The sequence below is a fragment of the Embleya sp. NPDC050493 genome, from assembly GCF_044458105.1.
Taxonomy (GTDB): domain Bacteria; phylum Actinomycetota; class Actinomycetes; order Streptomycetales; family Streptomycetaceae; genus Embleya.
Genome location: NZ_JBITHP010000024.1, coordinates 41,598 through 62,660, shown reverse-complemented (window position 1 = coordinate 62,660; position 21,063 = coordinate 41,598). Strand labels below are relative to the sequence as shown.

Annotated in this window: 14 protein-coding genes and 1 pseudogene; 12 read left to right on the top strand and 3 right to left on the bottom strand. The window is 72.2% G+C overall.

The genetic code is table 11. The features are described 5' to 3' along the window. The first annotated feature begins 77 nt into the window (after positions 1-77). Genes ACIBM5_RS34685 through ACIBM5_RS34675 form a run of 3 tightly spaced genes read left to right on the top strand, consistent with a single transcriptional unit; the run spans position 78 to position 5,829 of the window. A complete protein-coding gene (locus ACIBM5_RS34685; RefSeq protein WP_396010647.1) occupies positions 78-3,347 on the top strand; it encodes a lantibiotic dehydratase in 3,270 nt (1,089 codons plus the stop codon). Continuing rightward, entirely contained in the window at positions 3,340-4,701 is a 1,362-nt protein-coding gene (locus ACIBM5_RS34680) for a lanthionine synthetase C family protein (RefSeq protein ID WP_396010646.1), read from the top strand. Before ACIBM5_RS34685 ends, ACIBM5_RS34680 begins: the two co-directional genes overlap by 8 nt. Positions 4,702-4,761: 60 nt before the next feature. Next, entirely contained in the window at positions 4,762-5,829 is a 1,068-nt protein-coding gene (locus tag ACIBM5_RS34675) for a PI-PLC domain-containing protein (protein ID WP_396010645.1), read from the top strand. Between the two features lie 349 nt (positions 5,830-6,178). Here ACIBM5_RS34675 and ACIBM5_RS34670 read toward each other — a convergent pair whose 3' ends face one another. Both ACIBM5_RS34670 and ACIBM5_RS34665 read right to left on the bottom strand, forming a co-directional pair. Continuing rightward, the gene (locus tag ACIBM5_RS34670; RefSeq protein WP_391585625.1) at positions 6,179-6,868 is read right to left on the bottom strand and encodes an HU family DNA-binding protein; all 690 of its coding nucleotides are present in this window, start codon (positions 6,866-6,868) and stop codon (positions 6,179-6,181) included. Between the two features lie 2,295 nt (positions 6,869-9,163). Then, positions 9,164-9,550 (bottom strand): MmcQ/YjbR family DNA-binding protein, encoded by a 387-nt coding sequence (locus tag ACIBM5_RS34665; protein WP_396010715.1) that lies wholly within the window; start codon positions 9,548-9,550, stop codon positions 9,164-9,166. A 326-nt stretch (positions 9,551-9,876) separates the two neighbouring features. Between ACIBM5_RS34665 and ACIBM5_RS34660 the strand changes: the two genes are divergently transcribed. The 8 genes from ACIBM5_RS34660 to ACIBM5_RS34625 all read left to right on the top strand — a co-directional run bounded on the left by ACIBM5_RS34660 (position 9,877) and on the right by ACIBM5_RS34625 (position 18,339). Next, positions 9,877-10,404 (top strand): gamma carbonic anhydrase family protein, encoded by a 528-nt coding sequence (locus tag ACIBM5_RS34660; RefSeq protein WP_396010642.1) that lies wholly within the window; start codon positions 9,877-9,879, stop codon positions 10,402-10,404. A 572-nt stretch (positions 10,405-10,976) separates the two neighbouring features. After that, positions 10,977-12,149 carry a globin domain-containing protein gene (locus ACIBM5_RS34655; protein WP_396010641.1) on the top strand — a complete coding sequence of 391 codons (1,173 nt, stop codon included), beginning with the start codon at positions 10,977-10,979 and terminating at the stop codon, positions 12,147-12,149. A gap of 215 nt (positions 12,150-12,364) precedes the next feature. Then, complete coding sequence (locus ACIBM5_RS34650) at positions 12,365-13,471, top strand: nitric oxide synthase oxygenase (RefSeq protein WP_396010714.1); 1,107 nt, start codon at positions 12,365-12,367, stop codon at positions 13,469-13,471. Between the two features lie 188 nt (positions 13,472-13,659). Next, positions 13,660-13,869: a cold-shock protein gene (locus ACIBM5_RS34645; RefSeq protein ID WP_396010640.1), complete on the top strand. Its 210-nt coding sequence runs from the start codon at positions 13,660-13,662 to the stop codon at positions 13,867-13,869. Between the two features lie 311 nt (positions 13,870-14,180). Beyond that, the gene (locus tag ACIBM5_RS34640) at positions 14,181-16,160 is read left to right on the top strand and encodes an ABC1 kinase family protein (protein WP_396010639.1); all 1,980 of its coding nucleotides are present in this window, start codon (positions 14,181-14,183) and stop codon (positions 16,158-16,160) included. A 177-nt stretch (positions 16,161-16,337) separates the two neighbouring features. After that, positions 16,338-17,042, top strand: a complete 705-nt coding sequence (locus ACIBM5_RS34635) for a hypothetical protein (RefSeq protein WP_396010638.1) — start codon at positions 16,338-16,340, stop codon at positions 17,040-17,042. 208 nt (positions 17,043-17,250) lie between these two features. Next, complete coding sequence (locus tag ACIBM5_RS34630; RefSeq protein WP_396010637.1) at positions 17,251-18,009, top strand: class I SAM-dependent methyltransferase; 759 nt, start codon at positions 17,251-17,253, stop codon at positions 18,007-18,009. 90 nt (positions 18,010-18,099) lie between these two features. Further along, positions 18,100-18,339, top strand: a complete 240-nt coding sequence (locus ACIBM5_RS34625; RefSeq protein ID WP_396010636.1) for a hypothetical protein — start codon at positions 18,100-18,102, stop codon at positions 18,337-18,339. Positions 18,340-18,468: 129 nt separating this feature from the next. Here ACIBM5_RS34625 and ACIBM5_RS34620 read toward each other — a convergent pair. Further along, positions 18,469-18,861: pseudogene (locus tag ACIBM5_RS34620) on the bottom strand (dihydrofolate reductase family protein); the annotation flags it as partial. 158 nt (positions 18,862-19,019) lie between these two features. Here ACIBM5_RS34620 and ACIBM5_RS34615 point away from each other — a divergent pair. After that, the gene (locus tag ACIBM5_RS34615) at positions 19,020-21,062 is read left to right on the top strand and encodes a prolyl oligopeptidase family serine peptidase (protein ID WP_396010635.1); all 2,043 of its coding nucleotides are present in this window, start codon (positions 19,020-19,022) and stop codon (positions 21,060-21,062) included. The last annotated feature ends 1 nt before the right edge of the window (position 21,063 follow it).

Genomic DNA, 21,063 nt, shown 5'->3' with positions numbered 1-21,063 from the left:
GGGCGGTCGCGCCCGCCCCCGGGTGTCATCCTTCGGCGAGAGCCGGTCACACGGGCATGGGGTCGGTGCGGAACACGGTGCGACACTCCGAGCGGAATCCTGGGCACGTCGACGGTCCCGGCGCGGGACGCGACGACGCGCGAGACAAGCAATACGAACCGGCCGGCCCGGTCTTCGTGCGGATGGCGAGCGTGCCGCGCGCCGGCACCGGCTCCGACACCGACCCCCGACGCGCCGAATCGGCTCCGGACACGGCCCACGCGCACACCGCCGAGGGGCTGCGCCGGATCATCGCCGACCCGCTGCTGCGCGAGGCGGTACGGGTCGCCAGCGGCAGCCTGTCCGCCGCCCTGGATCGGCTCGACGCGGGCGTGGACCTCGGCGCGAAGCGGCTGACCGGCACCGCGCTGTCGGTGACCCGGTACGCGCTGCGGATGAGCGGCCGGCCGACCCCGTTCGGCCTGTTCGCCGGCGTGACCACCGCCCACCTGGGAACATCCGCACGAGTGCGGGTGCACGGCCCCGGCACCAAGGCGGTCCGCCCGGACGCCGGCCGGCTGGACGAGCAGATCCGGGCCTGGCTCGCCGCGCCCGAGGTCCGCCGGCGCGTCGACGTGGTGCTCAACGATCTGTGTCGGGTACGCGGCGACCGGCTCGTGTTGTCCGGTCCCGAACGGGAGATCTCGGTGCGGCACAGCCCACTGGTCGCGCACATCCGCGCGGCCGCACCGCACCCCGTCCCGTACCGGACGCTGCTCGACCGAGCCGCCGAGGCGTTCCCCGGCGCACCCCGCGACCGGCTCGACGCCTCGGTGGCGCAACTGCTGCGACACGGCTTCCTGCTCAGCTCGATCACCCCGCACCGGCTCGACGACGCACTGCTCGATCGCATCGATGCCGCCGTCGAGGAACTGCCCGCCGTCGCAGCCGAGTTCCGGGCCACCCGCAGTGCGGTGCGCGAATACGAGAAGGCCCGGCCGGGCGAGGGCACCGAGCCGTGGCACCGGTTGATGGCACTGGTCGATCCGCACGCGGACGCCGCCCGTCCGCCCGTGCAGGTGGACCTGCGGATGGACGCCGAAGTCACCCTGCCCCGAGCCGTGGGCGAGGAGGCGAGCGCCTACGCCGACGCGATGTGGACGCTGTCGGACGCGTGGGTCACCCACGAACACATGCGCGACTACCGAAATCGGTTCATCGAGCGGTACGGCACCACCCGAACCGTCCCGCTGGCCGAACTCGTGGACCCGCACCGCGGCCTGGGCTTCCCGACCGGCTACGGCGACCGCCTGGCGCCGGGCGAACAACCCACGAGCGGCTACCGACCCGGCCGCGACCGGCGGGTGCTGGTCGCCGAACTGGTCCAGCAGGCGCTGCTGCGCGAGGACCGTGAACTGCGGCTCACCCCGGACCTGATCGAACTGCTTGCCGGGACCGCGCAGTCCGAGGGCGGCGAACCCGCCGCGCCGCCGAACTCGCTCGACCTGTGCTTCCAACTCCTGGCGCCCGACGCCGCCGCACTGGACCAGGGCCGCTTCACGCTGGTCGGCACTGCGCACGCGGGCTCCTGGGTGGCCGGCTCGATGGCCGGGCGCTTCGCCGAACTCACGGACGGCAGCGTCGAGTTGGCCGAATTGGTGGCGGCCGCGGCGGATGCCGACGCGGTACCCGCCCAGATCTCGTTCCGGCCGCACACCGCTCGCGCGCTGAACATGATCCAGGTACCGCGCCTGCTGCCGCACGAGATCCCGGTCGGGGTGTACGCCGATCGGCGCGACCCGCACTGCCTGGACTGGCGCGAGTTGCTCGTGGGAGTGGGCCCGGCCGGTCTGCACCTGATCCTGCCCCGGACCGGGCAGCGGGTGATGCCCGTGGTGCCGCACATGCTGGCGCTCGATCGCGAGGCGCCCAAGGTGGTCCGGCTGATGGTGGACATCGTCTTCGGCCGGTCCCGGACCTGGACCGGATGGGACTGGACCGGCCTGGAGGCGCTGCCGCTGCTGCCGAGGGTGACCTTCGGCCGGGTCGTCGCCGCACCCAAACGCTGGACCCCGGACCGCGCGATGTGCGCGGCGGCCGAGGACCCACCCGAGTTCGACCGCGCGCTGCGCGAATGGAGCGACCGCTACGGCGTGCCGGACCGGGTCCAGGTGGTGCACTGGGACCGGGTGTACGGCGTGGATCTGGCCCTGCCCTGGCACCGCACGCTGCTGCGCCACGAGGTGCGCCGGGGCCGGATCGCGCTGCTGGAGGACCTGAGCGAGGACGGCCGCGGCTTCGGCTGGGCGCACGGGCACAGCACCGAGGTGGTGGTCCCGCTGACCCGCCGCGCCACGGCTCGGGCGCTGCCCTCGACCGCCCCGGCCGTGCCCGAACCCGTCGTCGAGTCCGCCGCCGCCTACCATCTGCCGGGCGAGGACTGGTTGTTCGCGAAGCTGTACGCGACGCCGGACACCCACGACGAACTGCTCCGGGTGCACCTGCCCGCGCTGCTCGCCGACGTCGGCGAGCACGTCGACCGCTGGTTCTTCATCCGATACCTGGACCCGGACCCGCACATCAGGATCCGCCTGCACGGCGCCCCGGCCTCGCTGCGCGACCGGGTGCTGCCCGAACTGGCCCGGCATGTACGGGCCATGCGCGACGTGGGTGCGATCCGCACGATGGCACTCGACGTGTACGAGCCGGAGACCCGGCGCTACGGCGGGCGGCCGAACGCACTGGCCGCGGCGGAGCGCCTGTTCACCCTGGACAGCAGGTCGGCGATCGCCCAACTGCGTCTGCGCGCAAGCGGTGCGCTCGCGGTGCCGGACGAGGTGCTGATCGCGGTCAACCACGCACTGCTCCTGGAGAGTCTGGGCGACTGGGACTGGCCCTCGTGGGTGCGGTACGCGTTCGTCAAGGACCCGGACCAGAGCGCGTTCCGCCGACATCGGGCGCTGATCCGGGAGCTGATCCGGCCCGGACACACCGCCGCGGCGGTCGGCGAACGGCTGGGCGTCCCGGCGCTGGCCCGGTTGTGGACGCGGCCGGAGTACGGCCGCGCGTACGGCGCGATCGTGTTGTCCGACGCGGGCCGCCGACCGGCCGGTGCCGCGCACGAGAACGCCGTGCTCGGCCTGTTGCACATGCAGCACAACCGACTGCTCGGCATCGACCGGGCGGGCGAACAGCGCGGTTACGCCCTCCTGCGCGGGATCGCGAGCGACCACCTGGGCCGGCTCGCGCACGCCCCGGGACGGCCCGGGGCGGCGGAGTCCGGCACCACCGGCCCCGGGACCGCCGGCGCCGGTTCCGGGACCGGCGAGGGCGCGGACGACCGGGAGAGGAACGAGCGGGATGGCTGAGCAGGCGCAGGACGGCACGACGACGACCACGGTCGGCGCACCCACCGAGCCCCGTTTCGCCGACCGGGCGCGGGCGATGGTGGCGCGGGTTTTGGAGCGGCTCGCCGACCCGGCCGCGGTCGCCGCGGACACCGCCGTCCTGGCGGAGATGTCCTGGGACGGCGACGACCAACCGCTGTGGGTGGACCTGTCGCTGTCCAGCGGATTCCCGGGCGTCTCCCTGGCCTTCAGCGGCAGCACCCCGAGCGGGCCCGAGCACGCCGCCCGCGCGCACGCGCACCTGGCCAGGGCGATGGAGGTACTGGCCGCGGAGCGTTTTCCGGCGGCCGGCATCTTCACCGGGCCGGGCTCGGTCGCGTTCGCCACGCTTGTCGCCCACCGCGCGACCGGCGGGTATGTGAACGCCCTGGCCCGCATGGACGAGCACCAGCGCCGGGTGGTCCGGGCGACGCTGCCGCGCCCGCGCACCAACACGCCGCTCACCACCAACGGCGAGTTCGAGGCCGTCCGCGGGCTGAGCGGAGTCGGCCGCTACCTGCTGGCCCGCGACGCCGACGGCGACGAGTTGCGGATGGTGCTGTCCTATCTGGTCGGGCTGGCCGAGGGCGAGATCCTGCATCGGGGCCGGCGGGTGCCGCGCTGGTGGACCCTGGCCGCGCCCAAACTGGGCCAGGAGGTGGAGATGCCCGCCGGCCATCTCAACCTGGGCCTGTCGCATGGGATCGCCGGACCGCTGGCGCTGCTCGCGCTGGCCTGGCGTGCGGAGGTACGGGTACCGGGGCAGCGCGCCGCGATCGAACAACTGGTGGCGCTGCTCGCCGAGTGCGCCGTCCCGACCGGCGATGCCCTGTGGTGGCCGGCTTTTCGAACCCTGGAGCAGTGGGCGACCGCACCCGACCCGGGTGCCCCGGCGCAGCGCCCGTCCTGGTGCTACGGCGCCCCCGGGGTCTCCCGTGCGGTGCAGTTGGCGGCGCTCGCCCTCGACCGGCCCGACTGGCACGAGCTCACCCGCCGTTCGCTCACCGGCCTGCTCGACACGCCGGTCGCGGACTGGGGCATCGACGATCCGGCGCTGTGTCACGGCTGGGGCGGGCTGCTGCACCTGCTCGGCCTGCTGGGCGAACACCTGGACGATGCCCGACTGCCCGCCGTTCGGGACGAGTTGGCCGCGCTGGTGTTGGCGCAGTATCGCGACGAGTACCGTTTCGGCTTCCGCTCGACGATGACCCGCGTCCCGCAGGGCGTGGACGTACCGGCGTTCCTGGAGGGCGCGGCGGGTGTCGCGCTCGCCCTGGACGCGTACGCGGAGGGTCGCGTGGTGGCCGGCTGGGATCAGGCGCTCCTGGTGGCGTGATTCCGGCCGGGCGGTCGACGGGGGTCAAAACGCGGCCGGTTGCGAGTACGTTCCCCTGCCATGGACTCTTCCAGCGGCACACCGGCCGCCTTCCCCGGATCCCGGGAACGACCCCGATCCCGCAGCAGGTTGCGCTCCTTCGGCCGGCCCGGACGTGGCCTCCTGATCGTGGTGCTCGCGCTCCTGGCCGCCCTCGTCCCCTCGACCCTCCCCGGCACGGCCACCGCGGCACCCCTCACCGCCGCGGAGCAACGCTGGGGCAACGACCGGCTCGACCAGGTCACTTCGTTGACCACGCACAACTCGTTCACCAACTACGAGGACTCGCGCTGGTCCTCGGTCAACCAGTCCGAGTCGGTGCGCGGGCAGTTGGACCGGGGCGTACGCGGGCTGATGCTCGACACGCACTGGTACGAGCACAGCACCGGCCTGTGCATCATCAGTTTCGGCAGCGACTGCTACCCGAGCGACGTGTACCTGTGTCACGGGGACTGCAAGGCGTTCGCGGGGGTGACCTATGCGCTGCCTCGGCAGAGCCTCGCCGGGACGATGCGGACGGTGGTCGACTTCCTGAAGGCGAATCCGCTGGAGGTGGTCACCGTGTTCCTGGAGGACTACGTCGACACCGACCGGCTCCGCCGGTCCCTGGAGCAGGTGCCCGGCCTGCCCGATCTGCTGTTTCGGCCGGACACCGCCGGCGTGCGGAACAACGGCTGGCCCAGGGTGGCGGACATGGTCACCGCGGACAAGCGCCTGCTGCTGTTCTCCGACAAGCCCGGCAAGGAGGGTCTGGGTGTGATGTACGACCGGGACTGGACGGTGCAGAACTACTGGAGCCTGGGTGACCTGGGCAACGATCTGGCCTGCACCAGCCGATGGTCCGACATCCCGCTGAACCGGACCGAACCGGGCTTTCGCCGGTTGTTCGCGATGAGCCACTTCCGTAATGTGCCGACGATCGGGACCGCCGCCCTGGACAACGGGACCAAGCTGCGCAATCGCATCGCACAACAGTGCGCGACGGCGGCGGGGCGGAATCCGAACTTCGTCGCGGTGGACTTCCATCGGCAATCCGACGGGAGCGGGCACAGCCCGGCATCGATCGTCGGCGAGTTGAACGGGGGCTGAGCGGCGGCCAGCGGCGGAAGCCGAGGGTCCGGGCGAGGTCGCGTGGAGCGGGCCCGGGGCCCATGGTGGGCGCGGGGCAGGCAAGGCGCGAAGCACCCGGGTGGCACGGGGCGGGTCGGCGTGGGGGCAGGAAGGCACGCGGGGCGGGCCCGGGCCGTGGCGGCCCCGTTGTCGCCGGCGTGATCCGGCGGATCTCCGACGCACGGCGGGGCGATCGGCGGCACGACGCGTGTGCCGGTCGGTCCGCCGTCGGAACGCTCCGGCGGGACCCTCGGGGCGTTCCGACCCGGCACCCCGGTCGGACCGCCCCGCACGGGCGGTCCGACCATCGCATCCGACCGGGTGGTCCTCAGGCGCGATTGGCGGTGCGAGCGCCCGTCGCGCGCTTGGCGCCGGCCGTCTTGCGACCGGGCGCGCTGCGCGTGGTGGGCGTCTTCTTGGCAGTGGTCTTCTTGGCCGCCGTGGACTTCGCGGTCGTCTTCTTCGCGGTGGTCTTCTTGGCCGCCGTCGACTTCGCGGCGGTGGTCTTCTTGGCGGCGGTCGTCTTGGCGACGGCCTTCTTCGCCGTGGTCTTGCGGGCCGGCGCGGCGGTCTTCGCCGCAGTGGTGCCCCGGGTGGTCGCCTTCTTGGCGGGGGCCTTCTTGGCCGTGGCCTTCTTCGCGGTCGTCTTCTTGGCCGCGGCCTTCTTGCCGGCGACGGTGGTGCCGCCGGTCACCGTGCCCGGCGAAGCCTTCTTGATCGCGGTCTCGCCACGGGTCAGCTTCTTGGTGCCGCCGGTGAGGTCCTTGAAGCCCTGGCCCGGGCGGAAGCGCGGCACCGAGGTCTTCTTCACCCGAACCCGTTCGCCCGTCTGGGGGTTACGGGCGTACCGGGCGGCGCGCTCGACCTTCTCGAACGAGCCGAAGCCGGTGACCGAGACGCGGTCCCCGGCGACGACCGAACGGATGATGGTGTCCAGGACCGCGTCGACCGCTTCCTCGGCCGCAGCCCGGCCGCCGAGCTTGTCGGCGATGGCTTCGACGAGTTGTGCCTTGTTCATGAGATGCCTTTCGTGGTGCGGGGGTACCGATCGTTTCGACCGGCCGGACCATCCGACCGATCGGGTCGAACGCCGTTGCGCCAGTACCCATTTCCATGACTGTAACTCTCCGTCACACGGGGGGCATTTCGAACCGCGGCAAAGACGCGCCCGAAACACCCCCTTGGATCAACGACGAGAGCCCACGCGGGGATCCGCGAAACGCTCGACAAATCCTCCTGTCCGGTCCCGATGTTGACCCACCGAGGGGCGGTTTCCCCTTGTGGCGCAAGGCCCGAGGCACTCCGGACGAGCTTCCCCCGTGGCCCGGCGACGGTCTCCGCAGGTGCGGTAATCGGGAAATACTCGCCGACGCGAGCTTCCGCCGAACGGATTTCGCACATTCGGCGTGGCAACGTCCGTCCGTGGACGTGATCCGCGCCCCGAGCCGCCGGCAACTCATCGAATCCGACCCGCAATCGATCGACCGCCCGACACTCCGTGCGGCCCCGGCCGGCGCATGGCGACCGGCCCCCGTCCGAAGGCGGAATCGACCCTCGATCTCCGACACCGCGGAGCCGGCACAGGGCCGTTGACGTGCACGAATGCCCAGTAATGGGCGTCGGCGGCGACCGGGCGGGCGGTATGTCGGGGCCGCACACCGACCCGTACAACGACGACTCCGGGCTCCCGAACCGGGCCCGATCACAGCCCCGGCCGTGGCAATTCCGGCCGTCAGCGGGCCGACCCGGGCCCGAAGACGCGAAATCGGGCCGCCCGGGGGCTCGCGCCCGCGAAATCCGCCCGCCGGAAGGGCCGATCCGAGGCCGGAACACGGGAAAGCGGACCGGCGAAGCCGGATCCGGGCGGGCGCCCGGGGCGGATCAGGGCCGCCGAAAGCGGATTCCGCGACCGCCGGCGGCCGATCGGGAGGGCCCACAGGGGCGTCGGCGGGCCGGTGGAGGGGCCGAATCGGGTCGATCCGCCCGGGGTCCGCCCTGAATCCGCCCTTCGTCGCTGTGGATCCGCCCTTCGCCGCACCGGATCCTCCGCGGGCGTCGGGGAAATCGCGGCCGATCCGGACGAATCCTCGATTTCGCGACGGGTCGAGGCGCGAGCCGTCCGGTCCGGGCACGGGCCGGGTCGGCGCACGTCGAGCGCGTCGAGGCGTTCCGGGCCGATTTCGGCCACGCACAGCCCGCCGAATGCGGAATCCGCAACGCCCCGAAGCACATCCGCGCCACCCGACGGCGGACTCGGCGGCGGGCGCTGGCGTGTGACGCCGGCACCCGGCGGATCCGGGATCCGCAGTGGTCGGCGGTGGTTCGCGGTGGTTCGTAGGGGGACGGGCTCACCGGCGCAATCCGGCTCCCCGTCCGGTGCGCCGGGGCGGTCGAGGACGGAATCCCGCACCGGGACAGGGCGCGTACGGGCCTGCCGGAACGGATTCCGTGGCCGGATGGGACGCGTCGAGCAGGCCGGGGCCCGATTCCGCGGCGTGCCGGGCGGATCGGGGCTCGGGAGCCGACCCGCCGACCGTCTCCTCGGACTGTTGCGCCGGTCCGGTAGCGCAGCGTGATCCCTCGTCGATGCCGAACGGGGCCACCGGCAGGCTCGGACCGAATCGGCGGCGGCGACCACGTGCGGACCGGGTCGACGGGCGGTTCGGAATCACCCGAATGGTCGTGCCCGGGCCGATCGGCCCGCCCGGGGCCGCACCGGTGGTCACGGACGCGCGGAGGCCGATCGGGCAGGCGAATCCGGTGCCGAGACGGGCCGGCTCACGGGCGGCGTCGGTCGGTCGGCCGCGCGGCCGAGAGGGCGCGGGCGGGCGGCCCTGCGCCGTGCCCGGCGCGAGTTCGACCGGCGTGTCCGCCCGGCTCGTCGGACGGAACGCGCGGCCGGGATCGTGCCGGACCGAGTCGGCGAGACGACGCGTACGCCGACCCGGTACGCCTCCTCCGAGTGCAACCGATCGGACCGGACGAACTCGTCGGCGTGGCGTGCCGATTCGCTCGATCGGCACCGAGCAGACAATCCAGGGGTCGGGGCCGACCTGCGTCGACCGGGGTCAACATCGCGTCGAAGCCCACGTGTTCGACTGCCGCGGTGATCTGCGCGAAGTGGCCCGAGCCCAGGTGGGCGACGACCATGCCCAAGCACGCCGGCGGTGGCGGTGGCAATGGCGGCGGAGCGTAACGGAGCCGGCCGTCCGGCGCCATGGCCGTCGGTTCCGGGTGTCTCGCCACCCGGACCGGCCGAATCCACCCGGCGGTCGGCCGCGTCGGCCCGATCGACCCCGGCCGGCCGGGGCGGCTAGGCCTGTTCCGGCTGTTGTCCCGGCCAGTCCAGCTTCAACCGTTGCAGCTTGGGCAGTTGGGCGACGACGAGGTCGTAGGAGTCCTCGATCAGGTCCCGCACCATCGTCTCCGGCAGCGAGCCGTCCAGTGTCACGGTGTTCCAGTGCCGCTTGCTCAGGTGGTAGCCGGGAGCGATCGCCGGGTGTTCGGCGCGCAGCCGGATCGCGAGTTCCGGGTCGCACTTCAGGCTCACCCGCAACGGCCGCGGTTCGGTCAGCGTCGAGAACGCGAAGATCTTCCCGCCCACCTTGAACGTCGACAGGTCCGGATTCCGGCCGAACGGAAACTCTTCCACGGCTCCGTTGAAGTCCAGACACATGGCCCGAAGCCGCTCGGCCCCCATCCCCGCCAACCCCTGCGCATCGACCATCCCGCCAGTATGCCCACACCACAACGGCCCACCCGAACCGGGCGGCACGCCCGGCACACGGCAACCAGGCGCCCGACCCGCCCCGGGCCCCGGCCTCGAAACACCCCACCCGGCCCCTGCCCTGCCCCCGCGGCCCGCAGCCCGCATCCCCGCCCGCCCACCCGGCAGTCCGTCCCCGCCACCCTCGCCCGGCCCCGGCAGCTCCCGTCCCCCTTCTCGGCTGCCCGACGCCCGAGTCGCAGGCCCTAGAGTGCGGTCGCGACGGACCTGCCAGGGTCCACCCACCGACGAGGAGGACCATGACGAACCCGCTGATCGCCGCCGTGGGCGGGCACGAGCCGCAGATCGATCCCGCCGCATTCGTCGCCGCGAACGCGACCGTCGTCGGCGCCGTCACCCTCGCCGCCGGCGCGAGCATCTGGTACGGCGCGGTGTTGCGCGGCGACGCCGAATCGATCGCGGTGGGCCCGGACACCAACATCCAGGACAACTGCACCGTGCACAGCGACCCGGACTTCCCGACCGTGATCGGCGCGCGTGTGTCCGTCGGCCACAACGCGGTGCTGCACGGCTGCACGATCGAGGACGATGTCCTGGTCGGCATGAACTCCACGGTCCTCAACGGCGCCCACATCGGTGCGGGCGCCCTGATCGCCGCCGGTGCCGTGGTGCCCCAGGGCATGCGTGTACCGCCCGGCGTCCTGGTCGCCGGCGTACCGGGCCGGATCAAGCGCGAGCTCACCGAGGACGAGCGCGCCGGCATCAAGGCCAACGGCGCCGGCTACCGATTCCTGGCTCGGGCGCACGACGAGATCACCTTCGGCTGATCTCGGGGCGGCTCGATCCGACCTACCGGCATCGAGCCGGCAGGCCCGTATCGAAAACCGAGGACCGAGGACCCAGGACCGCGGGCCGAGAACCACCGCATCCAACCCCAGCGCCGGCCGGTGCGCAAGGGGTGCTCCGACCGACGGCAGTCGGCCCGTCGACGGAAATCGCGGTCCCGGGGAGCCGTCCTCGTCGTCGTCTCGGGCCGAGCACTGTGCTCGCCGGCGCCCGATGCGTCCGGGCCGCGGCCGAGCAGCCTCCCCTGCCGCGCGCCGGGCCCGTCGGGTCATCCGGCACGGCCGTCGAGCGTGGAACGCATCGGCTTGAATTCGCGCTCCCATCAGGCAATTCGAGAGCCATACGTAAGCGTATGGCTGCGGAGAGTGTCCGGTCGAATGCCGCCAACAGTCGCAAAGGGGACTTCTGTCGATCCATAACCGGAACCGGGCCTTCGACTTGACGTCGGTACGACAACCCCATGATCGTGTTCCGGCCGCCGGTGTTCCGCGAAGGACTCTCGACGGAGCCGGCCGGACAACCCTCATGCGGAAGGGCTACCGATGGGCCGATTTTGGAATCTCAAGACGCAGAAATCATCCGACAGAATCTCGCGGTCATCGCCCCCCAGGCCGCGGATGTCACGTCCCACTTCTACGCACTGCTGTTCCTGCGCCGTCCCGACCTGCGCGACCTGTTCCCCCCGGCGATGGACGTCCAGCGCGACCGTCTGCTGAACGCGCTGATCCGCATCGTCGGCGACCTGGACAACGCACCGGCGCTGACCGGATTCCTCGGTCAACTCGGCCGAGACCATCGCAAGTTCGATGTCATCGCCGAGCACTACGACCTGGTCGGCGAATGCCTGGTCGCCGCCCTCGCCCGATTCAGCGGCGAAACCTGGAACGATGCGGTACAGGACGCCTGGACACGCGCGTACGGCGCCGCCGCGGGCATCATGATCGGCGCGGCCGACGAGGACGCCCTGACCAACCCCCCACACTGGGCCGCGGAAATCGTCTCGCACGAGAAGCCCGCCGACGACATCGCCGTGGTCACGGTGCGCCCCGACATCCCGTTCCCCTACCGGGCGGGCCAATACACCTTCCTGGAAACCCCGTGGTGGCCGCGCGTATGGCGGGCGTACTCGATCGCCAACGCGCCCGACCCGAACGGCCTGCTCACCTTCCACGTGCGCTCGGTGCCCGCGGGCTGGGTCAGCAACGCCCTGGTCCACAAGGCCAAACCGGGCGACCGCGTCAAACTGGGCGCCGCAATGGGCGAGATGGTCGTGGATCACCTGGCGCCCAATCCGGTGTTGTGCGTGGCGGGCGGTACCGGACTGGCGCCGCTGAAGGCGATGGTCGAGGAACTGGCCTACTACGGCACCGATCGATTCGTCGACCTGTTCTACGGGGCGAGCGCGCACAGCGGGCTGTACGGCCTGGAGGATCTGCTGCGGCTGTCCCAGCGGGTGTCCTGGCTGCGCGTGCGACCGGCGCTGGACGACCTGACCCTGGCCGGGATCAGCGGAGGGGTCTCCGACGTGGTCCGGGAGTACGGGCCGCGTTACGACTGCGACGCGTACCTGAGCGGACCACCCGCGATGGTGCTGGACAGCGCCCGGGTGCTGCGCCGACTCGGCCTGAGCAAGCGACAGATCCACCACGACCCGGTCGTCGGCGCGTATTCCGCCGACGACGCGGCCCAACCGTCCGCCCCGGTGCCCGCGGATGCGCCGGGCTGACCCGCGAGCCGTCGCCGGCTCGTACCCCCACCAGACCCGAAACAGGCTCCCGCGACCCCGGTCGCAGCGCCGAGCCGGTTCCCAGGAGAGCGTTGACCGAGCACAGCATCACCCGGATCCGCGGCGACCAGCCGTCGTGTCCCGTGCCACACCACCCGCAAATCCCCGCCCAGCAGCCCCCGTCCGCCCCTCCCGAGGTCACTCCCGAAGGCGCCGTGGACCCCGCCCGGGCCCTCGCGTTCCTCGATCGATTCCATCAGGAGACCAGGTCGCCGGAGGATCGGGACACTCGCCGGCGTGAGATCGTCGAGCAGATCCGCGAAACCGGCACCTACATCCACACCTCGGCCGAACTCGTCTGGGGCGCCCGGGCCGCCTGGCGCAACTCGGCCCGCTGCATCGGCCGGTTGTACTGGAACAGCCTGGTCGTCCGGGACCGCCGGCATGTGAGCCGCCCCGAGGAAGTGGCCGCCCAGTGCGCCGGACACCTGCGCGAGACCTGGCGCGGCGGCCGAATCCGGCCGACGATCACGGTATTCGCGCCCGACGCCCCCACCGGGCCGAGGGTACGGATCTGGAACGAGCAGTTGATCCGCTACGCCGGCTACCGCCGGGCCGATGGCGCGCTCGTGGGCGATGGCCGCAACCTGGGCATCACCGAACTTGCCGGCGAACTCGGCTGGCGCGGCGCGGGCACCGACTTCGACCCGTTGCCGCTGATCATCGAGAGCGCGGACGGCCGACTCCGCGCGTACGCGCTGCCGCCGGACGCGATCCGCGAAATCGCGCTCACCCACCCCGAACACCCCGGCTTCGCCACCCTGGGCCTGCGCTGGCACGCGATCCCGGCGATCTCCAACATGCGACTGGAGATCGGCGGCGTCTCCTACAGCGCGGCGCCGTTCAACGGCTGGTACATGGGCACCGAGATCGGCGCCCGCAACCTGGTCGACGCGGACCGCTACGACATGCTCCCGGCGATCGCCGCCCTGTTCGGCCTGGACACCTCCAGCGAACGCACCCTGTGGCGGGACCGGGCCTTGATCGAACTCAACCGCGCCGTACTGCACTCGTTCGACGCGGCCGGTGCGACCATCACCGACCACCACACCGAATCCGACCGCTTCCTCCGGCACGTCGAACGCGAGGCGGAGGCGGGCCGCACGTGTCCGGCGGACTGGAGCTGGATCGTGCCCCCGGTCTCCGGCGGCCTGACGCCGGTCTACCACCGCTACTACGACGAGCACGACGAAAGTACGGAGAGCCCGGCCTACCTGCTCGACGAGGCCGCCGGCCGGCGCTCGGCGGGCCGGCGCCCCTGAACAGGCCCGGCCACCGGGCGAACGAGTGAAATCCGGCGGACCGGGCGGGGCGTGCCCGGTCCGCCGCCGCCGGCACGGGGTGTTTCGCCGGTGGCGGGACGGGAAATCTCGGGGGCCGCAGTCGCGACAAGGCTCCGGTCGGCGCGTCCTTCACGACACGTCGTGGCATCAGGTGAAGGAATGTATCGATGGCTACAGGCAAGGTGAAGTGGTTCAACGCGGACAAGGGCTTCGGCTTCATCGAGCAGGACGACCGCGGCCCGGACGTGTTCGTGCACTTCTCGGCCATCCAGGGCGTGGGCTTCCGGCAGCTGGAGGAGAACGACCTGGTCGAGTTCGATGTCGTCCAGGGCCCCAAGGGCCCGCAGGCGGAGAACGTCTCCGTCCGCAAGGACTGACGCGTAGCGACCCGACCGCCGCGCGACGACCGGGGCACCGCCGAGACCGACGTCCCGGCGGTGCCCTGGTGCATGTCCCGGGCGGCGGGCGGGCCGCGGGCCGGGCGTGCGTTGCCCGATCAGCCCGGCAGGCCGGCCCGTCGGGCCTGCTCGCGGCGGCATCGGATGCGCCGCCGCTTCCGGCCCGGACGATAGGTTCTCCTGCGCACGTGTGTGCGATCACTCGGGGAAGGTCTCATCGGCATGTCGCAAGCAATGTCGCGGTCCGACGGCGCGCACGTCGCGCTCGGTTCGTGCCGGGGGTGGAATCCGTGCTGAGTACGGCCGAGCCCCCGGTGAGCGCGGGTGTGTTGTGGGTGGCCACCGCGCTCACCGCGCTGTTGCTCACCCTCGGACTGGCCTGGGGTGCACGGCGATTGCTCGGGCTGCCGGTGGGCACGCGGCGCACGCTGGCCGCGGGGTTGCTCGGACTCGTGGTGTCCTGGGCGCTCGGCGGGAGCATTCAGCGGCACAATCCCGGCGTCTTCATGACCGTCACGCTCGGTGTGGCACTGCTCGCCGCGATGACCTTCATCGTGGTCATCGAGGCACTCGTGCCGAGCGGATCGTGGCCGGGCACGGTCGAGTTCGCCCGCGGACTGCGCCGGCGCCTGGCCCGCGGGCGCCGCTATTCGCAGATCAGCCGGATCGCCGCCCGACACGGACTCGGGCCGTATCTGCGCGGCCGTCGGGCCGATCGCACGAGTCGGCGGGCCGGTCTGGCCCGGTCGTTGCAGGAGGCGCTCCAGGACGGTGGGGTGACCTTCGTCAAGCTCGGGCAGGTCCTGTCCACCCGCCGCGACCTGCTGCCGGTCGAGTTCGTGGACGCGCTGGCACTGCTCCAACATCGGGTCGCGCCCGCGCCGTGGGCGGAGGTGGAACGGGTCCTCACCGCCGAGTTGGGCGCACCGGTGACCGAGGTGTTCGCCGAATTCGACCCGGAGCCGCTCGCGGCCGCGTCGATCGCGCAGGTCCATCGGGCCCGGCTGCGCTCCGGCGGCGAGGTGGTGGTCAAGGTGCAGCGCCCGGGGATCGGCCCGATCGTCGAGCGGGACCTGGACATCCTGGCGCGGCTCGCGGCGAGCCTGGACCGGCGCACCACGTGGGGGCACGCGCTGGGTCTGGTCGAGCTCGCCGACGGCTTCGCGGTGGCGCTGCGCGAGGAGTTGGACTTCCGGATCGAGGCACGCAATACGAGCGCGGTGACCGCCGCCGGGGTCGGGCGGCGGCATGCGAGCCTGGTCCTGCCGCGCCTGCATCCCGAACTGAGCACCGCACGGGTGCTGGTGCTCGGCTGGCTGGACGGCATACCGCTGGGCACCGCCGCGGCGACCCTGGACGAACGTGGGGTCGACCGGAACGAGTTGGCGCGCATCCTGCTGGGCGAGCTGCTTCGACAGATCATGTTCGACGGGATCTTCCACGCCGACCCGCACCCGGGCAACATCATGCTGCTCGGCGACGGTCGGCTGGCCCTGCTCGACTTCGGCTCGGTGGGCCGGATCGACGCGCAGTTGCGGTCCGGACTCCAGGAGTTGCTGCTCGCGCTCGGGCAGGCCGATCCGGCCGCGATGTCGGATGCGCTGCTCCAGGTGGTGACCCGGCCGGCGGAACTGGACGAACAGCGGCTTCAGCGGGCGCTCGGCCAGTTCATGGCCCGCCATCTCAGTGCGGGACTGGCGCCGGATCTGGCCATGTTCACCGACCTGTTCCGGCTGGTGTCCGCGTTCGAACTGACGGTCGCGCCGGAGATCGCGGCCGTCTTCCGGGCGCTCGCCACGGTCGAGGGCACGCTGACCGACATCGAACCGGGCTTCGACATCTTCGCCGAGGCGCGCGGTTATGCGACCAAGCACGTCACGGAAACGTTGGAGCCGACCGGTCTGCGGGACGCGGCCACGAGCGAACTCCTGCACCTGCTACCGGTGTTGCGTCGGCTGCCACGTCGCTTCGAACGAGTGACCGGGGCGCTGGAGGAGGGCCGACTCGGGGTCAACGTGCGACTCCTGGCCGACGAACGCGACCGCCGGGTGCTCACGTCCATGCTGAACCGCACGCTGCTGACGGTGCTCGGCGCGACCGCCGGGATCATGGCCGTGCTGCTGCTCGGCACCGAGGGCGGCCCGCAGGTGAGCGACAGCGTGGGGCTGTACCAGGTGATCGGCTACAACCTGCTGGTGGTCAGTTGCGTCCTGGTCCTGCGGGTGTTGTTCACCATCTTCCGAGCGGAACGCGCCGACGCCCGGACATGAGGCGGGGCGGAACACGCCGACGCCCGGACACGAAGCCGAGCGGAACGCGCCGACGCCCGGACATGAGGCGGCGCGGCGCCGAAGTACTACCGCCGTTTCGGCACCGGTGTCGTTCGGCGCCGAGGTGGTTCGGCACCATAGTCGTTCGGTACCACCACCACTCCCAGGGGGAACTCGATGAAGCGTTGGCCTGCCGCCCTCGTCCTCGCCTTCGGCATCACCATCGGCGCCGGCGGCGCCCAGACCGCGGTCGCCGCCGGTCCGCACAGCCCGTCGTGCGCGGCCGACGCGTCGCCCGGACACACCCGCCGGCACCTGCCGGAGGCGGAGATCTTCGTCACGAACAACACCGCGGTGATCAGCGATCCCGACGACCCGCGACTGAACACCCGGCTGAACGGCTTCGCCTGCGAGGTGCGCGCGATCATCCGCGCACACGGCGCCGATCCGGAGAAGTCCTCGCTGCTCGACGGCGTGTTCTGGTCCGGCGAGCTACAGAACACCACCTATGAACGCTCGCGCGAATTCGACGTCGACGACATAGACGCCGCCGGGCTCAACCATGTCGCGGAGGTGCTGCGCAAGCGCTTCGCCCAGGAGTCGGTACTGACCTTCGAATACCTGCGCATCGACTCGCCGCGGGCGGATGCGATCGAGGTCGAGGTGCCGGGCGTGGACGTACAGCGCCTGCACGACGGTCTGGTCGCCGATGCCGAGGCGCGCGAGCATCTGTTCGGCGGCTCGGTCACCGTGCGCGGCGGCAAGCTGATACTGGTCGCCGACCGTGCGGACGCGGCCCTGGTCGAGCGCTTCGTCGGCACCCTGGGCGGCGATTGGTCCAAGGCCACGGTCCACTACGGGGACCGGGAGTTCGTCGGCTAGAGCACGGTGTGCGGTCGGCCCGGCAGGGTGTTCCACCCGATCGGCACCGCCGGGTCGACGGCGCACGGACGCGGGGCGGGTGCGCTTCCCGGCCGGCGGCGCGACCCGCCCACACCGCGCATTTACCCAGGTCATGGCCGGTCCGGTGGTTCGAAAGGCGGGTGAAACCCGTTTGGCGAAGCCGCCGGTTCGCGGTAATGATTCGGTTATGTCACGCACGTTCGAAGATCTGTTGGCCGAGGCCGAGTCGGTCTCCGTGGACGGCTGGGACTTCTCCTGGCTGGCCGGGCGGGCCACCGAAGCACGCCCCTCATGGGGCTATCAGCGGCTGATGGGTGAGCGGCTGGCCGGTGTGTCGGCCGCGCTGGACATCCAGACCGGCGGCGGCGAGGTGCTGGCGGGCGCGCCGAAGTTGCCGGCCACCATGGTCGCCACCGAGTCGTGGCCGCCGAACGTGGCCAAGGCGACCCGACTGCTGCACCCGCTCGGCGCGGTCGTGGTCGCGGATCCGGACGAGCCGCCGCTGCCGTTCGCCGACGCCGCGTTCGACCTGGTCACCAGCCGGCATCCGGCGACGGTGTGGTGGGCCGAGATCGCCCGCGTGCTCCGCCCCGGCGGCACGTACTTCGCACAACACGTGGGTCCCGCCTCGGTGTTCGAGCTGGTCGAGTACTTCCTCGGGCCACAACCCGAGGCGCGCGAGGGCCGCCGGCCCGAGACCGAGAGCGCCGACGCGCGGGCGGCGGGACTGGAGATCGTGGATCTGCGCCTGGAACGGTTGCGGATGGAATTCTTCGACATCGGTGCGGTCGTCTATTTCCTGCGCAAGGTGATCTGGATGGTGCCCGGCTTCACCGTGGCCGCCTACCGGGACCGGCTCCGCGAGCTGCACGAACTCATCCAACGGGACGGCCCGTTCGTCGCACACTCGACCCGATTCTTGATCGAGGCGCGGCGGGCCGACTGAGCGGATGGGCGGACCGGCCGGGCCGGGCGTGGGCGGGACCGGGCGGGTGACAGGGCGTGCCCAAGAGGCGGTCTCGCCGTTGAGGATGGCATGACGCACACTCGACGCATTCTCGCCACCGTCCTGCTGACCGCGGGCGCCGCGGCGCTGGCCGTGCCGGTCGCCAACGCCGGCCCCGGACAGGACATCACACTCACCACGCCGGACGGGACGGCTCCGGTCGCCGGCGGCGCCGGCACGGGCACCGGCACCGGCACCGACACAGGCGCCGAGGCCGCCGACGCTCTCGGCACCGCGGTGACCTCGCTGATGGGCGGCCTCACGAGCTGAAGCCGCGCGGGGGCTCCGGGCCGGCGACGGCACGGGCCTCCGCCCGGGCCCCGGCCCCGAGTTCACCGGGCTTCGCTCCGGGCGGCGGGCGCTCTCCCGTGGAACGCCCGTCGCCCCCGCCCGGATCGGTCAACGGCGCACCCGATGGCGCAGGTGAAGCACCCGGTCGCCCTGAATCACCACGTCGGGATCCTCCAACAGGTGCTGCGCCCGGACCGCCCCGAAGTAGTGCTGGCCGGACCCGAACACGACGGGTACGACGTCCATGCGCACCTCGTCGATCAGGCCCGCGGCAAGCGCCTGGCCACCGACGTCGCCGGCGGCGACCTCGACCAAACGGTCACCCGCAAGCTCCTGCGCCTTGGTCACTCCTGCCTCGATGCCGTCGACGAAGTGAAACGGCGCCTCGGGGTCCCAGCCCTCGGGCTCCGGCCGGTGCGTCACGACGACCACGTGGTCGATCCCGCCCGGAGGCTTCCCGTCCCAACCGTCCGTCATGTCGAAGACGTGGCGGCCGACGAGCGGCGGTCGGTCGGGTGGCCGGGCGGCGGTGGGTCGGTCGGTCGCGTCTGCCCATGCGCCGCGCTGCCGCGCTGCCCCGATGCCCCGCTCCGACGCCGAGGTTTCGCTGCTCCGCGAAACAGTGGAGGGACCGGGCGGCCGGGTTCAGCCTGAGCCGCATGTCGACGATCGAGTTGCCCCGCCAGTTCGTACGGACCCGGCGTTTCTCCGCCGGTGTCCCCACGGCCTTCACCGTGTCCCCGGACGGCACCTCGGTGTTGTTCCTGCGCAGTCGATCCGGTGACGACCCGGTCGGTTGTCTGTGGCACCTGGACCTGGACTCGGCGACGGAGCGGCTGGTCGTGGATCCGACCGCGCTGCCCGGGCCGGCCGGAGCGTCCGGGATCACCGGCTACGCCGTCGACGACGCGGCCGGCCTCGCCGCGTTCGTGCTGCCCGGCGGCCTGTGGGTGGTCGAGGTCGCTTCCGGCCGGACCCGGCGGCTGCCCGTGGAGGGCCCGGTGCTCGACCCCCGGCCGGACCCGACCGGCCGACGGGTCGGCTACCTCGCCGACGGCGCGTTGCGCGTAATCGACGTTGCCGGGACGAACGACCGGGCGCTCGCCGAGCCCGACGGCGCCCATGTGCGGTTCGGTGTCGCCGAGTACGCGGCGACCGCGTCGATCGGCCGATCGCGCGGCTACTGGTGGGCCCCGGACGGCGCCCGACTGCTGGTGGCCAGGGTGGACGAGAGCGAAGTGCCGGTCTGGCACGTGTCGGACCCGACCCGCCCGGCCTCGCCGCCGCGTACGGTGCGCTATCCCGTGGCCGGCGGCGCCAACGCCCGGGTCACCCTGCGGGTCGTCACGCTCGCCGGAAAGCACACGCAAGTGTCTTGGGATCCCCGGGAGTTCGAGTACCTCACCGCTGCCGACTGGGATTCCCACGGCCCGTTCGCGGCGGTGCAGAGCCGCGACCAGCGCACCGTCCGCACCCTGGCCGTGGATCCGACGACCGGCCGCACCCGGCCGCTCGCCGAGCAGCACGACCCGCACTGGGTACACCTGTTGCCCGGTACGCCGGTGCGTACCTGGTCCGGCGCACTCGTCGCACACAACGACGCGGACGGCACCCGACGGCTGACCCTGGACGGCGTCCCGATCACCCCGCCGGGGCTGCACGTCCGCGAGGTGTTCGGGGTGGACGGCGACGACGTGCTGTTCGGCGCCTCCGCCGAACCGACCGAGGCACAACTCTGGACCTGGCGACCGGGCACCGAGGCACGCCGCCTGGACACCGAACCCGGCGTACACAGCGCCGTCCGCCGCGCCGGGACCCTGATCCACACCGCGCGCACCCCCGACCGGCCCGGGGCGCGTACCGCGGCCCTGCGCCCGGGCCGACTCGCCGTCCCCGTGCGCTCGTCGGCACACGACCCGGTCCTGCGGTTGTACGCCACCCGATTCACCACGACCGAGCGCAACCTGCACACCCAGTTGCTGCTGCCCTCGTGGTACCGCCGGGGTGCGCCGCCGCTGCCCGTGCTGGTCGACCCGTACGCGGGCCCGGCCCTCCAGCGGGTCACCGCCCAACAGGGCCCGATGACCTTCGTGTCGCAGTGGTTCGCCGAGCAGGGTTTCGCGGTGCTGATCACCGACGGCCGCGGCACCCCCGGGCGCGGTCCCGCATGGGAGCGCGAGGTGGCCGGCGACATCCTCGGACCGGTACTCGCCGACCAGGTGGCCGCGCTGGCCGAAGTCCTGCGCAATCGAACGGAGTTGGATGCGACCAGGGTCGCCGTCCGGGGTTGGTCGTTCGGCGCGATGTTCGCGATGGCCGCGGTGCTGCGTCGTCCCGACGTGTTCCACGCGGCGATCGCCGGGGCCGGTGTCAGCGATCAGCGGCTGTACGACACGCACTGGCGGGAACGATTCCTCGGCCGACCCGACGAATATCCCGAACGCTACGCCGCCTGCTCGCCGTTGGCCGAGGCGGCGCAACTGAGCCGACCGCTGCTGCTGGTGCACGGCCTGGCCGACGACAACGTGTTCCCGGCGAACACCCTACGACTGTCCGCCGAACTGCTCGCCGCCGGACGGCCGCACGAGGTGCTGTTGCTGCCGGACACCGGACACGCGCCTTCGGACGAGAACCTGTTCGAGAAGCTACTGCTGCATCAACTCGACTTCCTGCGACGTCACTTGGGCATCGCAGCGGGCTGAG

Bases quoted from the DNA above. Each gene is read 5' to 3' on its own strand.
- ACIBM5_RS34675 (WP_396010645.1), top strand. From the start codon at position 4,762: ATGGACTCTTCCAGCGGCACACCGGCCGCCTTCCCCGGATCCCGGGAA.
- ACIBM5_RS34680 (WP_396010646.1), top strand. From the start codon at position 3,340: ATGGCTGAGCAGGCGCAGGACGGCACGACGACGACCACGGTCGGCGCA.
- ACIBM5_RS34670 (WP_391585625.1), bottom strand. From the start codon at position 6,868: ATGAACAAGGCACAACTCGTCGAAGCCATCGCCGACAAGCTCGGCGGC.
- ACIBM5_RS34645 (WP_396010640.1), top strand. From the start codon at position 13,660: ATGGCTACAGGCAAGGTGAAGTGGTTCAACGCGGACAAGGGCTTCGGC.
- ACIBM5_RS34615 (WP_396010635.1), top strand. From the start codon at position 19,020: ATGTCGACGATCGAGTTGCCCCGCCAGTTCGTACGGACCCGGCGTTTC.
- ACIBM5_RS34660 (WP_396010642.1), top strand. From the start codon at position 9,877: ATGACGAACCCGCTGATCGCCGCCGTGGGCGGGCACGAGCCGCAGATC.
- ACIBM5_RS34635 (WP_396010638.1), top strand. From the start codon at position 16,338: ATGAAGCGTTGGCCTGCCGCCCTCGTCCTCGCCTTCGGCATCACCATC.
- ACIBM5_RS34630 (WP_396010637.1), top strand. From the start codon at position 17,251: ATGTCACGCACGTTCGAAGATCTGTTGGCCGAGGCCGAGTCGGTCTCC.
- ACIBM5_RS34665 (WP_396010715.1), bottom strand. From the start codon at position 9,550: ATGGGGGCCGAGCGGCTTCGGGCCATGTGTCTGGACTTCAACGGAGCC.
- ACIBM5_RS34625 (WP_396010636.1), top strand. From the start codon at position 18,100: ATGACGCACACTCGACGCATTCTCGCCACCGTCCTGCTGACCGCGGGC.